This is a genomic window from Variovorax sp. FG153, from assembly GCF_057809595.1.
The window spans coordinates 1-14,734 of the sequence record NZ_JBMDKG010000018.1; the positions used below are offsets into that span (position 1 = coordinate 1).

At 69.3% G+C, this 14,734-nt stretch carries 9 protein-coding genes; 7 read left to right on the forward strand and 2 right to left on the reverse strand.

All coding sequences use genetic code 11. The features are described from left to right. Positions 1 to 76: 76 nt before the first annotated feature. Together glgB and ACODT0_RS19950 are read right to left on the reverse strand one after the other, a co-directional pair. Positions 77 to 2,248, reverse strand: a complete 2,172-nt coding sequence (gene glgB / locus ACODT0_RS19945; protein ID WP_489042115.1) for a 1,4-alpha-glucan branching protein GlgB — start codon at positions 2,246 to 2,248, stop codon at positions 77 to 79. Positions 2,249 to 2,252: 4 nt separating this feature from the next. Next, positions 2,253 to 3,917 (reverse strand): alpha-amylase family glycosyl hydrolase, encoded by a 1,665-nt coding sequence (locus ACODT0_RS19950; RefSeq protein WP_422099761.1) that lies wholly within the window; start codon positions 3,915 to 3,917, stop codon positions 2,253 to 2,255. A 94-nt stretch (positions 3,918 to 4,011) separates the two neighbouring features. Between ACODT0_RS19950 and ACODT0_RS19955 the strand changes: the two genes are divergently transcribed. The 7 genes from ACODT0_RS19955 to ACODT0_RS19985 all read left to right on the forward strand — a co-directional run bounded on the left by ACODT0_RS19955 (position 4,012) and on the right by ACODT0_RS19985 (position 14,704). Further along, the gene (locus tag ACODT0_RS19955) at positions 4,012 to 5,520 is read left to right on the forward strand and encodes a SidA/IucD/PvdA family monooxygenase (protein WP_489042116.1); all 1,509 of its coding nucleotides are present in this window, start codon (positions 4,012 to 4,014) and stop codon (positions 5,518 to 5,520) included. An 88-nt stretch (positions 5,521 to 5,608) separates the two neighbouring features. Then, the gene (gene leuS, locus ACODT0_RS19960) at positions 5,609 to 8,239 is read left to right on the forward strand and encodes a leucine--tRNA ligase (protein ID WP_489042117.1); all 2,631 of its coding nucleotides are present in this window, start codon (positions 5,609 to 5,611) and stop codon (positions 8,237 to 8,239) included. 11 nt (positions 8,240 to 8,250) lie between these two features. Then, positions 8,251 to 8,769: an LPS-assembly lipoprotein LptE gene (locus ACODT0_RS19965; protein ID WP_057593840.1), complete on the forward strand. Its 519-nt coding sequence runs from the start codon at positions 8,251 to 8,253 to the stop codon at positions 8,767 to 8,769. A 15-nt stretch (positions 8,770 to 8,784) separates the two neighbouring features. Then, the gene (gene holA / locus ACODT0_RS19970; protein WP_057593841.1) at positions 8,785 to 9,861 is read left to right on the forward strand and encodes a DNA polymerase III subunit delta; all 1,077 of its coding nucleotides are present in this window, start codon (positions 8,785 to 8,787) and stop codon (positions 9,859 to 9,861) included. Positions 9,862 to 9,909: 48 nt separating this feature from the next. Next, on the forward strand, positions 9,910 to 11,202 hold the full coding sequence (locus ACODT0_RS19975; RefSeq protein WP_413761651.1) for a glutamate-5-semialdehyde dehydrogenase: 1,293 nt from the start codon (positions 9,910 to 9,912) through the stop codon (positions 11,200 to 11,202). A gap of 146 nt (positions 11,203 to 11,348) precedes the next feature. Then, positions 11,349 to 12,647: a glutamate--cysteine ligase gene (gene gshA / locus ACODT0_RS19980; RefSeq protein ID WP_057593842.1), complete on the forward strand. Its 1,299-nt coding sequence runs from the start codon at positions 11,349 to 11,351 to the stop codon at positions 12,645 to 12,647. Positions 12,648 to 12,835: 188 nt separating this feature from the next. Continuing rightward, positions 12,836 to 14,704, forward strand: a complete 1,869-nt coding sequence (locus tag ACODT0_RS19985; protein ID WP_057593843.1) for a potassium transporter Kup — start codon at positions 12,836 to 12,838, stop codon at positions 14,702 to 14,704. Positions 14,705 to 14,734: the final 30 nt, after the last annotated feature.

Consider the following 14,734-nt stretch of genomic DNA (forward strand, 5'->3'; position numbering starts at 1 on the left):
GGCGAAGCAAAAGAAAGTAGGTCCGCCGCCGGGCGGAATTCCCGGCTCCTGCCTCTGCAAGACAAACAACTCAAATTCAAACCAACACCCACATCAAGGTAGCCAGGGGAGGCAAATCAACCACCACCGAATCCGCTTTCCCATGCCAAGCCAAAGCCTCACTGGCAACCACCCCATTCCCCACACCACTCCCCCCATAAACAACCCCATCGGTATTGATGATCTCCCGATAGGACCCCGAACAAGGCACCCCCACCCGATACCCATGCCGAACCACAGGCGTGAAATTGCAGACGGCCAAAACGAACGCCCCATCCCGCCCCCGACGAACAAAGGCAAACACCGACTGCGCCGTATCGTCATGCACCAGCCACTCGAACCCCGCCCCTTCATGGTCGAGCTCGTGCAACGCCGGATAGTGTCGATACACGTTGTTGAGATCCCGCACCAGCCGCCGCACCCCTTGATGCGAGGCGTGCTCGAGCAGATGCCAGTCGAGGCTGCGATCCGCATTCCACTCCGCCACCTGCGCGAACTCGCAGCCCATGAACAGCAGCTTCTTCCCCGGATAGGCCCAGAGATAGCCGTACAGGTTGCGCAGCCCCGCGAACTTCTGCCATTCGTCGCCCGGCATGCGCGCGATCATCGAGCCCTTGCCGTGCACCACCTCGTCGTGCGAGAACGGCAGCACGAAGTTCTCGCTGTGCGCGTACATCAGCCCGAAGGTGATCTCGCGGTGGTGGTGCGGCCGATACACCGGGTCCTTGCCCGCGTAGGCCAGGATGTCGTTCATCCAGCCCATGTTCCACTTGTAGTGGAAGCCCAGCCCGCCGTCCTCGGGCGGGCGCGTCACGCCGGGAAAACTGGTCGACTCCTCGGCGATCGTCACCGCGCCGGGGCGCTCGGTGCCCACCACGCGATTCATGCGGCGCAGGAACTCGATCGCCTCGAGGTTCTCGCGCCCGCCTTGCGCGTTCGGCACCCATTCGCCGGGCCCGCGGCTGTAGTCGCGGTAGAGCATCGAGGCCACGGCGTCCACGCGCAGGCCGTCGATGCCGTAGCGCTCGAGCCAGTACAGCGCGTTGCCCACGAGGTAGTTGCGCACCTCGGTGCGCGACCAGTTGAAGATCAGCGTGTTCCAGTCGTTGTGGAAGCCCTCGCGCGGATCGGCGTACTCGTACAGCGCCGTGCCGTCGAAGCGGCCCAGGCCGTGCGCGTCGGTCGGGAAGTGCGCGGGCACCCAGTCGAGGATCACGCCGAGCCCGGCTGCATGCGCCGCGGCCACGAAGAAGCGGAAGTCGCTCGGGGTGCCGAAGCGCGAGGTCGGCGCATAGAGGCCGATCGGCTGGTAGCCCCAGGAGCCGTCGAACGGATGCTCGGTGATGGGCAGCAGCTCGATGTGGGTGAAGCCCATGTCGCGCACGTAGGGCACCAGGGTGTCGGCGAGCTCGATGTAGTCCAGCCATTCGTGGCCGTTCTTGCGCCGCCACGAGCCCAGGTGCACCTCGTAGATGCTGATCGGCGCATCGCGCCCGTTGGCCTTGGCACGGCCCGCGGGCATGGTGGCGACCGGCGGCAGCGGGCGCACCACGCAGGCGGTGTCGGGCCGCAGCCGCGACGAGAAGGCGAAGGGGTCGGCCTTGCGCAGCAGCTCGCCCTGCGCCGACAGGATCTCGAACTCGTAGGCATCGCCCACCGCCACATGCGGCGCGAAGACCTCCCACACGCCGCACTCGCGGCGCAGCCGCATCATGTGGCGCCGGCCGTCCCAGTTGTTGAAGTCGCCGACCACCGACACGCGGCGCGCATTCGGCGCCCAGACCGCGAAGGCCACGCCCTTGACGCCGTCCATCTCGCGCAGGTGCGCGCCCAGGCGCTCCCAGGGGCGCAGGTGCGTGCCCTCGGCCAGCAGCCAGATGTCGGTGTCGCCGAGCACGAAGGGAAAGCGGTAGGGGTCGTCGATGCGCGAGACGTGCGAACCCCAGTCGACCTGGAACGCATAGCCCATGCGCGCCTGGGCCGCGGGCACCAGGCCGGCGAAGAGGTCGGAGCCCTCGTGCCGCTCGAGCGTGGCCAACGGCCAGCCAGAGCGCGCATGCAGCACCGTGACGCCCTGCGCGCCGGGCAGCAGCGCGCGCACCACCAGGCCGCGCGCGGTCTCGTGCGGGCCGAGCACGCCGAAGGGGTCGCCGTGCTCGGCGCGCATCAGCGCATGGACTTCGGCTTCGGGCAGTTGCGTCGGGGCCATGGGCTCAGTCGGTGATCGGTTCGCCGAAGAAGGCGCCGAAGGGCGCCAGCGTGAGCGCGCGACCGTCGGCGCCGCCGAGCGTCGCGGTCGACGCCAGTGGCGCGTCGACCACGGCGCGCAGGGTTTCGCGCAGCATGATCGACACCGGCGCCGCGCCGAGGTTGAACACGGCCTGCAGTGAATTCGCGCCCTCGCGCCGCTCGAACCACAGCACCGGCTCGGGCGCGTCGAAGAAGGCGATGGCTGCCGTGTGCAGCAGCGGCTGCGCGCGGCGCCAGCGCAGCATCGCGCGGCTGAAGGCCAGCATCGACCGCGCATCGCCTTCCTGGCGGTCGACCGCCAGCGGCAGCTGCGCGGGCGACATCGGCAGCCAGGGCGTGCCGGTGGTGAAGCCGCCCTGCGCGTCGTCGCCGCGCCAGGGCATCGGCGTGCGGCAGCCGTCGCGGCCCTTGAACTCGGGCCAGAAGGCGCGGCCGTAGGGGTCCTGCAGCAGCTCGAACGGCACCTCGGCCTCGGGCAGGCCCAGTTCCTCGCCCTGGTAGATGCCGGCGCTGCCGCGCAGCGACAGCAGCAGCGCGAGCCACAGGCGGCTGCGCCGGACGTCGGGCGCCGCGCCGTCGCTCCAGCGCGTGGCCACGCGCGGCACGTCGTGGTTCGACACCGCCCAGCAGCCCCAGCCGCCGGTGGCCGCGAGCGCATGGTCGAGCGCCTCGACCTGCTGGCGCAGGTGCTTCGCCGTGTGGTCGGCGGTCAGCAGGCTGAAGCTGTAGGCCAGGTGCAGGCGCCGGCCGCGCGCGGTGTACTGCGCCATCACGGGCGGCGCGTTCTCGTCGCCGACCTCGCCGAGCGCGACCGCGCCGTGGCGCTCGAGCAGGGCGCGCAGCCGCTCGAGGAACAGCAGGTTCTCGGGTTGGCTCTTGTCGTACAGATGCTGCTGCATCGCGTAGGGGTTGTCTGCGCGCACCGTGCTGACCTCGCCCACCGACTGCGCCGAGGCCGGCGGGTTGCTGCGCAGCAGGGCGTCGTGGAACTGGTGGTTGCAGGCGTCGAAGCGGAAGCCGTCGACGCCGCGCTCGCACCAGAAGCCGACCTCGCCGAGCAGCGCGTCCTGCACCGCGGGGCAATGGAAGTTGAGGTCGGGTTGCTCGGCCAGGAAGCTGTGCAGGTAGTACTGGCGGCGGCGCGAATCCCATTGCCAGGCCGGCCCGCCGAAGACCGAGAGCCAGTTGTTGGGCGGCGTGCCGTCGGGCTTGGGGTCGGCCCATACGTACCAGTCGGCCTTGGGGTTGTCGCGGCTCGCGCGGCTCTCGGCGAACCAGGCGTGCTGGTCGGAGGTGTGCGAGAGCACCTGGTCGATGATGAGCTTCAGGCCCAGTTCGTGCGCCCGCGCGAGCATGGCGTCGAAGTCGGCCAGGGTGCCGAACATCGGGTCGACCGCGCGGTAGTCGGCCACGTCGTAGCCGAAGTCCTTCATCGGCGAGCGGAAGAAGGGCGAGACCCAGATCGCATCGACCCCGAGCGAGGCCACGTGCGGCAGCCGCGCCGTGATGCCGGGCAGGTCGCCGATGCCATCGCCGTTGCTGTCCATGAAACTGCGCGGATAGATCTGGTAGATCACCGCGCCGCGCCACCAGTCATCGCTCTTGCTGCCGTTGCTGCTGCTGCCCATGCTGTCCCTTGGTCTGAAATCATTGTGGCATGCGAAATCCGGGCCAGCGGTACGCTCGTGCGCGCCCCGCGACTCTCTACACTGCACGCGCTCCATGACAGAGACGATTCCCCACGCCAACGCGGGTTCCCCGCCCCCCGCCTCCGATGCCGAAGGGCTGCCCGCGCTCGAGCGCCGGCTCGCGCGCGACCTCGACATCCTGGGCTGGCGCGCCCGCGCCTGGATGCCGGTCCGCGAACACGAGGGCGAGGCGGTGCTCGACGTGGCCATCGTCGGCGGCGGGCAGGCCGGGCTGGCCGCGGCGGCCGCGCTCGCGAACCAGGGCATCCACGCCGTGGTGTTCGACCGCGCGCCCGAAGGTCTCGAGGGACCCTGGGCCACCACCGCGCGCATGGAGACGCTGCGCTCGCCGAAGGAACTCACCGGCCCGGCGCTGGGGCTCGCGGCGCTGAGCTTCCGCGCCTGGTTCGAGGCCCAGCACGGCGGTGCCGCCTGGGCCGCGCTCGACAAGATCCCGCGGCTGCAATGGATGGACTACCTGCGCTGGTACCGGCGCGCGATGGCGCTCGAGGTGCGCAACGATTGCGCGGTCACGGCGATCGTGCCCGAGGCCGGCGGCGCGCTGGTGCGGCTGGACCTGCGCACGCCCGCCGGCGCGCGGCGCGTGTTCGCGCGCCGCGTGGTGCTGGCCACCGGGCGCGACGGCCTCGGCGGCCCGGCGGTGCCGGATTTCGTGGCCGGGCTGCCGCGCGAGCGCTGGGCGCATTCGTCCGACGCCATGGACTACGGCCGGCTCGCCGGGCTGCGCGTGGGCGTGATCGGCGCGGGCTCCTCGGCCATGGATAGCGCCGCCACCGCGCTGGAGGCCGGCGCGCGCAGCGTCGAGCTGCTGATCCGCCGCCCCGACCTGCCGCGCGTCAACAAGGGCAAGGGCGCCGGCGTGCCGGGCCTGACCCAGGGGCACTACGACCTGCCCGACGAGAACAAGTGGCGCGTGCGCCACTACATCAACCGGCTCAACGTGCCGCCGCCGCACGGCAGCACCCTGCGCGTGTCGCGCTTCGCCAACGCCTTCTTCAACTTCGGCTGCCCGGTCGAGGCGGTGGCGCTGGCCGGCGACGGCGCGATCCGCGTGGCGACGCCGCGCGCGGATTTCGAGTTCGACTTCCTGATCGTCTCGACCGGCTTCAAGGTCGACTGGGCGGCGCGCCCCGAGTTCGCCGCCATCGCGCCCCATGTGCGGACCTGGAAGGAGCGCTTCGTGCCCGCGCCCGGCGACGAGGACCAGGAGCTGGCCGATTCGCCCGACCTCGGCCCGGCGTTCGAGTTCGAGGAGCGGGTGGCGGGCGCCTGCCCGGGCCTCGCGCGCATCCACTGCTTCTGCTATCCGGCCGCGCTCTCGCACGGCACGGTCTCGGGCGACATCCCGGCCATCAGCGACGGCGCCAAGCGGCTGGCCGCGGGCATCGCGGGGCTGTTCTACCGCGAGGATTTCGAGCGGCATTTCGCCAACATCGAGGCCTACGCCGAGCCCGAGCTGTACGGCGACGAATGGACCCCCGCGCCGCCGCCCGACCGGCGGCCGGCACCCAAAGCCCGCTGAATGGCCCGGCCCGGCGGGAGCCGGGCGGCCGGGGCGCGATAATCCGCCTTCCCGGCCGCCCCGCGCCGGGCTCCTGCCGAACCCCGTCATGAACCCCAGCTACAAACCCAGCGACGTCGAGTCCGCTGCCCAGGCGCAATGGAGCGCCGTCGATGCCTACCGCGTGACCGAGGACGCGAGCCGCAAGAAGTACTACGCCTGCTCGATGCTGCCGTATCCCAGCGGCAAGCTGCACATGGGCCACGTGCGCAACTACACGATCAACGACATGCTCACGCGCTACCTGCGCATGAGCGGCTACAACGTGCTGATGCCCATGGGCTGGGACGCCTTCGGCCTGCCGGCCGAGAACGCGGCGCTGAAGAACGGCGTGCCGCCGGCCAAGTGGACCTACGAGAACATCGCCTACATGAAGGGGCAGCTCCAGGCCATGGGCCTGGCGATCGACTGGAGCCGCGAGATCGCCACCTGCGATCCGAGCTACTACAAGTGGAACCAGTGGCTGTTCCTCAAGATGCTCGAGAAGGGCATCGCCTACCGCAAGACCCAGGTAGTGAACTGGGACCCGGTCGACCAGACCGTGCTGGCCAACGAGCAGGTGATCGACGGCAAGGGCTGGCGCACCGGCGCCACGGTCGAGCGCCGCGAGATCCCGGGCTACTACCTGAAGATCAGCGACTACGCCGAGGAACTGCTCGAGCACACCCAGCACAAGCTGCCGGGCTGGCCCGAGCGCGTCAAGCTGATGCAGGAGAACTGGATCGGCAAGAGCGAGGGCGTGCGCTTCGCCTTCACCCATGACATCAAGGGCGCCGATGGCCAGCCGATCCAGGACGGCCGCATGTACGTGTTCACCACGCGCGCCGACACCATCATGGGCGTGACCTTCTGCGCCGTCGCGCCCGAGCATCCGCTGGCCGCGCATGCCGCCACGCTCGATCCCAAGGTCGCGGCCTTCATCGAGGAGTGCAAGAGCGGCGGCACCACCGAGGCCGAGCTCGCCACCCAGGAGAAGAAGGGCGTGCCCACGGGCCTCACGGTGACGCACCCGATCACCGAGGAGCAGGTGCCGGTGTGGGTCGGCAACTACGTGCTGATCGGCTACGGCGACGGCGCCGTGATGGGCGTGCCCGCACACGACGAGCGCGACTTCGCCTTCGCCAACAAGTACGGCATCGAGATCATCCAGGTGGTGCTGGTCGACGACGAGCCGCACTTCGACTATCACAAGTGGCAGGACTGGTACGGCGACAAGCAGCGCGGCGTGACCATCAACTCCGACAACTTCAGCGGCATGTCCTACAAGGAGGCCGTGGCCGCCGTGGCGCATGCGCTGGGCCAGAAGGGCCTGGGCGAGCTGCAGACCACCTGGCGCCTGCGCGACTGGGGCGTGAGCCGCCAGCGTTACTGGGGCACGCCGATCCCGATCATCCATTGCGAGGAGCACGGCGCGGTGCCGGTGCCCGAGAAGGACCTGCCGGTGGTGCTGCCCACCGACTGCGTGCCCGACGGTTCCGGCAATCCGCTGAACAAGCACGAGGGCTTCCATGCCGGCGTGGTGTGCCCGGTGTGCGGCAAGGCCGCGCGGCGCGAGACCGACACGATGGACACCTTCGTCGACTCGTCGTGGTACTTCATGCGCTACTGCGATCCGAAGAACGACCAGGCGATGGTGGCCGAGGGCGCCGACTACTGGATGCCGATGGACCAGTACATCGGCGGCATCGAGCACGCCATTCTTCACCTGCTGTACGCGCGCTTCTGGACCAAGGTGATGCGCGACCTCGGCCTGGTGAAGGCCGACGAGCCCTTCAGCAAGCTGCTGACCCAGGGCATGGTGCTCAACCAGATCTTCTACGCGCGCAACGAGAAGGGCGGCAAGGATTACTTCCCGCCCTCGGAAGTCACGCCGGAGCTCGACGCGCAGGGCCGCATCGTCGGCGGCACCGCGGCCGACGGCACCAAGGTCGAGTACGGCGGCGTCGGCAAGATGGGCAAGAGCGAGCGCAACGGCGTCGACCCGCAGGACCTGATCGAGAAGTACGGCGCCGACACCGCGCGCCTGTACACCATGTTCACGGCGCCGCCCGAAGCCACGCTCGAGTGGAACGACGCGGCCGTCGAGGGCAGCTTCCGCTTCCTGCGCCGCGTGTGGAACTTCGGCGCGGCGCAGTCCGCCGTCGCGGCCCCCGCGGGCGGCAAGCCGGCCTACGGCAAGCCGGCCCAGGCGCTGCGCCGCGAGGTGCACACCGTGCTGCGCCAGGTCGACTACGACTACCAGCGCATGCAATACAACACCGTGGTGTCGGGCGCGATGAAGCTGCTCAACGCGCTCGAGGGCTTCAAGCCCGACGGCAGCGCGGGCGACGCGGCCGCGCTGCACGAAGGCTTCGGTATCCTGCTGCGCTGCCTCTATCCCGCCACGCCGCACATCGCCCAGCAGCTGTGGACCGAGCTCGGCTACGACCAGGCGCTCGGCGCCCTGCTCGACGCGCCCTGGCCCACGGTCGACGTCGATGCGCTGGCGCAGGACGAGATCGAGCTGATGCTGCAGGTCAACGGCAAGCTGCGCGGCAAGCTGCTGGTGCCGGCCGGCGCCTCGAAGGAAGAGATCGAGAAGCTCGCGCTGGCCTGCGAGGACTTCACCACCTTCGCGCCGGGCGCGAGCGCCAAGCGCGTGATCGTGGTGCCGGGCCGCCTGGTCAACGTGGTCATTTGAACAAGCCAAGCATGAACATCCGCACTGTCTCGCTGCCGCGCCGCGGCTTCCTCCTGGGCCTGGCCGCCGGCGGCGCCTCGCTGGGCCTGGCCGGTTGCGGCTTCGAGCTGCGCAAGCCGCCGGTCTTCGCCTTCAAGTCGATCGCGGTCTCGGGCAATTCGGCGCTGGTCAACCAGATCCGCCGCAACCTGCGCGCGGCCGGCACGGTGACCCTGCTGCCGGGCGACGACAAGACCGCGGAGGCGGTGCTCGAGATCCTCGGCGAGGACCGCGAGCGGCTGGTGGTGTCGACCAACTCGGTCGGCCTGCTGCGCGAGATCCAGCTCGTGCTCAAGGTGCGCTTCCGCCTGCACGCGCAGGGCGGCAAGGACCTGCTGGCGGCCACCGAGCTCATGCAGACGCGCGACCTGACCTTCAACGAGACCAACGCGCTGGCCAAGGAAGGCGAGGCCGACCTGCTGTTCCGCGACATGCAGGTCGACATCGCGCAGCAGCTGGTGCGCCGCCTCGGGGCGGTGAAGACGCTGTGAGCGGCCGCTGACGCGATGCAGCTCGCCAGCGCCCAGCTCGCGGCCCACCTGCAGAAGGGGCTGAAGCCGCTCTACACGATCCACGGCGACGAGCCGCTGCTCGCGCAGGAGGCGGCCGACGCCATCCGCGCGGCGGCGCGCGCGCAGGGCCATACCGAGCGCAGCTCGTACACCGTGGCCGGCGCGCACTTCGACTGGAGCGCGGTGCTCGCGGCCGGCGGCTCGCTCTCGCTGTTCGCCGACAAGCAGATGGTCGAGATCCGCATTCCCTCGGGCAAGCCCGGCAAGGACGGCAGCGTCGCGCTGCAGCAGATCGCCGAGGGCGCGGCCTCGAACGAAGGCACGCTCACGCTGGTGATGCTGCCGCGGCTGGACAAGGCCACGCGCACCGGCGCCTGGTTCTCGGCGCTCGAGAACCACGGCGCCAGCATCCAGGTCGACCCGATCGAGCGCGCCGCGCTGCCGCAGTGGATCGCCCAGCGGCTCGCGCTGCAGGGCCAGCGCGTGAAGCCCGGCGACGAGGGCCAGCGCACGCTGCAGTTCTTCGCCGACCGCGTCGAGGGCAACCTGCTCGCGGCGCACCAGGAGATCCAGAAGCTCGCGCTGCTGCATCCGGAGGGCGAGCTCGGCTGGGAGGAGGTCGAGGGCGCGGTCAACAACGTCGCGCGCTACGACGTCTTCAAGCTGTCGGAGGCCGTGCTCGGCGGCAACCCGCAGCGCGTGGCGCGCATGCTCGACGGCCTGCAGGCCGAGGGCGAGGCCGAGGTGCTGGTGCACTACACGCTGGCCGAGGACATCCGCGCGCTCAAGCGCGTGAAGGATGCGATGGCCGCGGGCCGGCCGCTGCCGATGGCGCTGCGCGAGAACCGCATCTGGGGCCCGCGCGAGCGCGCCTTCGAGCGCGTGCTGCCGCGGCTGGACGACCGCATGCTGGCGCGGCTGCTGCGCGCGGCGCACCTGGTCGACGGCATCGTCAAGGGCCTGAAGCAGCCCGACTGGCCGGCCGGCGGCTGGCAGGCGCTGCAGCGGCTGGCGCTGATGCTGTGCCGCGCCTGCGGCAACGGTGGCGCCGCGGCACCGCGCCGCGCCTGAATTCCCGGCGTCAGCCGCCCGCAGGGTTGGCGTGGGAAAATGCCGCCCATGAACGCGTTCAATGTCAGTGAACACATGCAGACCCTGGGTCTGCAGGCAAAAACGGCCGCCGCCCTCATGGCGCGTGCGGATGCAGCTACCAAAAACGTAGCGTTGAAGGCGCTGGCCCGGCGCCTGCGCGAAGCCGGCCCGGTGCTGGCCGCGGCCAACCAGAAGGACCTCGAGCGCGCCACGGCCGCGGGCCTGTCGGCCCCGATGGTCGACCGCCTGAAGCTCGGTCCCAAGGTGATCGAGACCGTCGCCCTCGGCTGCGAGCAGCTCGCGGGCATGGCCGACGTGATCGGCGAGATCATCGGCATGAAGCAGCAGCCCAGCGGCATCCGCGTCGGCCAGATGCGCGTGCCGATCGGCGTCTTCGGCATGATCTACGAGAGCCGCCCCAACGTGACCATCGAGGCCGCGAGCCTCGCGATCAAGTCGGGCAACGCCGCCATCCTGCGCGGCGGCTCGGAGGCCATCGAGTCGAACAAGGCGCTGGCGCTGCTGGTGTCCGGGGCACTGGCCGAGGCCGGCCTGCCGGTGGAGGCGGTGCAGCTGGTGCAGACCACCGACCGCGAGGCCGTGGGCCAGCTGATCGCGATGCCGCAGTTCGTCGACGTGATCATCCCGCGCGGCGGCAAGGGCCTGATCGAGCGCATCAGCCGCGACGCCAAGGTGCCGGTCATCAAGCACCTGGACGGCAACTGCCACGTCTACGTCGACGACACGGCCGAGTTCGGCATGGCGCTGCGCATCGTCGACAACGCCAAGACCCAGAAGTACAGCCCCTGCAATGCCGCCGAAGGCCTGCTGGTGGCGGCCTCGGTGGCCGAGGACTTCCTGCCGAAGATCGGCGCCATCTTCGCCGCCAAGGGCGTCGAGATGCGCTGCGATCCGGCCGCGGCCCAGATCCTGCGCGCCGATGGTGCTATCGATCCGGGAGCAAAGGTGGTCGATGCGGTGGAATCCGACTGGTCCGAGGAATACCTGGCCGCGGTGATCAGCATCAAGGTGGTGGCGGGCCTCGAGGAGGCCATCGCGCACATCAACCACTATTCGAGCCACCACACCGACGCGATCGTCACGCGCGACCACGTGAATGCCCAGCGTTTCCTGCGCGAGGTCGATTCGGCAAGCGTCATGGTCAATGCGAGCACACGCTTCGCCGACGGTTTCGAGTTCGGCCTCGGGGCCGAAATCGGCATCAGCACCGACAAGTTCCACGCCCGCGGACCGGTGGGCATCGAGGGGCTGACCTCGCTCAAGTACGTGGTGCTGGGGCAGGGCGAAGTCCGGACCTGAGGGGGCGCGACGGGCGCCTTGCGGTGCCCTTCGCATCGGCGGCGCGTGTGGATTCCACGTAGGCCATGGTGCTTGTCATCGGGGTTCGTGTCCCCAAATCCTAGAATCCCGCATACCGTTAAGTAGAAAACAAAGAAGGCCGCCGCATGGTTCCGCATCTCGTCACAGCCTTGACCGGCCCGATCAACGAACTGGAGCAGCGGGTGCTCGACTCGATGCCCGCCATCGAGCGCTGGTTCCGGCTCGAGTGGATGGAGCACACGCCGCCTTTCTACAGCGCGGTCGACATCCGCAACGCGGGCTTCAAGCTGGCGCCGGTCGACACCAACCTCTTTCCCGGCGGCTGGAACAACCTCACCAAGGAAATGCTGCCGCTGGCGGTGCAGGCCGCGCAGGCCGCGATCGAGAAGATCTGTCCCGAGGCGCGCAACCTGCTGGTGATCCCCGAGAACAACGCCAAGAACAGCAGCTTCTACCTGGCCAACGTGGCGCAGATGGTGCGGATCTTCCACATGGCCGGGCTCAACGTGCGCGTGGGCTCGATCGATCCGGCGATCAAGTCGCCCAAGAAGATCGAGCTGCCGCACGGCGACGTCGTCACGCTCGAGCCGGTGGTGCGCACCAAGCGCCGCCTGGGCCTGAAGAACTTCGACCCCTGCACCATCCTGCTGAACAACGCGCTCTCGGCGGGCACGCCCGGCATCCTCGAGGACCTGCACGAGCAGTACCTGCTGCCGCCGCTGCACGCGGGCTGGTCGGTGCGCCGCAAGAGCAACCACCTGCACAGCTACGAGGAGCTGTCCAAGCGCTTCGGCAAGCTGCTGGGCATCGATCCCTGGCTCATCAACCCGATCTACGCGCGCGCCGACGGCGTCGACCTCGCCGAGGGCCGCGGCCTCGACGTGCTGACCAGCCACGTCGATGCGGTGCTGACCAAGGTGCGCCGCAAGTACAAGGAATACGGCATCAACGAGAAGCCCTTCGTGGTGGTCAAGGGCCAGAGCGGCGCCGAGGGCCCGCGCGTGCTGACGGTGCGCGACGCCAAGGAGGTCGAGGGCCTCGTGGGCAAGGCGCGCGGCGCGGCCGCCCGGCCGGCCGGTGCCCGCGAACCGGGCGAGATCATCGTGCAGGAGGGCGTGCTGACCAACGAGCGCGTGCACAACGGCGTGGCCGAGCCCGTGGTCTACATGATGGATCGCTACGTGGTCGGCGGCTTCTACCGCGTGCATGCCGACAGCGCGCCCGACGAGAACCTCAAGCTGCCGGGCGCGAGCTTCGTGCCGCTGGCCTTCTCCGAGAGCGCGCACCTGCCGCAGCCCGGCGCCAAGCCCGGCGCCAGCGCGCCCAACCGCTTCTACATGTACGGCGTGGTCGGACGTCTCGCGATGGTCGCCGCCAGCTACGAGATGGAAGCCACCGACCCGGATGCCGAAGTCTACGAATGACCCCCACCGCCCGCCGTGTTTGCGGCCCGCGCGGGTGACGGCAGAATAGCGGCCCCACAGCAACGGAAATCGAAGGGCGGCGAGGGCGAGGATCGAGGCGCGGCGGAAGCACCGTCCGCCCGGGCACGCCCCCTGGCATACCTGATGCGTCGTCATCGCGAGCCGCCGGCCCTTTTCCCATCGACCTCGTGTCAGCCCCCAAATCCCTCTCCGCCGGCCTGATCGTCGGCGCCATCGGCGTCGTCTATGGCGACATCGGCACCAGCGTGCTGTACGCCGTCAAGGAAGTCTTCGGCCACGGCCACGTGCCTTTCACCGTCGAGAACGTCTACGGCATCCTTTCGATGTTCGTCTGGACGCTCACCACCATCGTCTCGCTCAAGTACGTGGTGCTCGTGCTGCGCGCCGACAACGAGGGCGAGGGCGGCCTGGTCGCGATGCTGGCGCTGGCCTCGCGCGCCGTGGCCGACAAGCCGCGGCTGCGCCACCTGCTGCTGGTGATCGGCATCTTCGGCACCTCGCTGTTCTACGGCGACGGGGTGATCACGCCGGCGATCTCGGTGCTCTCGGCGGTCGAGGGCCTGGAGGTGGTGTCGCCGCACTTCAAGCACTACGTGATCCCGATCACGCTGGTGGTGCTGTTCTGCCTGTTCGCGGTGCAGAAGCACGGCACCGCGGGCATCGGCCGCTTCTTCGGGCCGATCACGCTGGTGTGGTTCCTCTCGCTGGCGGTGCTCGGCGTGTGGCACATCGTCGACCATCCCGAGATCCTCAAGGCCCTGAGCCCGTTCTACGCGCTCAAGTTCATCTGGGACAACCCCGGCACCAGCTTCATCCTGCTGGGCGCCATCGTGCTGTGCGTGACCGGCGCCGAGGCGCTGTACGCCGACCTCGGCCACTTCGGCAAGGCACCGATCCGCATTGCCTGGTTCACCGTGGTGATGCCGGCGCTGATCCTCAACTACTTCGGCCAGGGCGCGCTGCTGCTGGCCAATCCCGAGGCCGTGAAGAACCCGTTCTTCATGATGGCGCCCGAGTGGGCGCTGATCCCGCTGGTGCTGCTGGCCACCGCCTCCACGGTGATCGCCTCGCAGGCCCTCATCACGGGCGCCTTCAGCGTCACGCGCCAGGTGATCCAGCTCGGCTACCTGCCGCGCCTGAACATCGAGCACACCAGCGTGCGCACGGCCGGCCAGATCTACATCCCGCTGGTCAACTGGGGCCTGTTCGTGGCGATCGTGCTGGCGGTGGTCATGTTCCGCTCCTCGAGCAGCCTGGCCGCGGCCTACGGCATCGCCGTGACCACCGACATGCTGATCACCACGGTGCTGACCTTCTTCGTGATCCGCTACGCCTGGAAGCTGCCGCTGGCGCTGTGCATCGCCTCGACCGCGGCCTTCTTCTTCATCGACTTCATGTTCTTCGCGTCGAACCTGCTCAAGCTGCCCGAGGGCGGCTGGTTCCCGCTGGTGATCGGCGGCGCGGTGTTCATGCTCATGATCACCTGGAAGGAAGGGCGCCGCCTCATGGGCGAGGTGCAGCGCTCCGATGCCATCGAGCTGAAGGCCTTCCTCGACTCGGTGTTCGAGAATCCGCCGGTGCGCGTGGACGGCACCGCCGTGTTCCTCACGGCCGAGCCCGGCGTGGTGCCCAATGCGCTGCTGCACAACCTCAAGCACAACAAGGTGCTGCACGAGCAGAACCTGTTCGTCACCGTGCGCAACCACGAGGTGCCGTGGATCCCGATGGACAAGCGCATCGAGATCGAGCCGCTGGGCCGCCATTGCTGGCAGGTGATCGTGCACTACGGCTTCAAGAACGACATCGACCTGCCGCGCGCGCTCGACAACGCGCGCCTGCGCGGCTGCCAGCTCGAGCCGATGCTGACCAGCTACTTCCTTTCGCGCGACGTCGTGATCCCCACGCTGGGCAGCGGCATGGCGCCCTGGCGCGAGAAGCTGTTCGCGCAGATGCACCACAACGCGAGCGGCGCGGCGGCCTTCCTGGGGCTGCCGAACAACGCGGTGGTGGAGTTGGGGTCGAAGATAGAGATCTGAATTCGGACAGCCGAACGCAGAAGTCGCGAC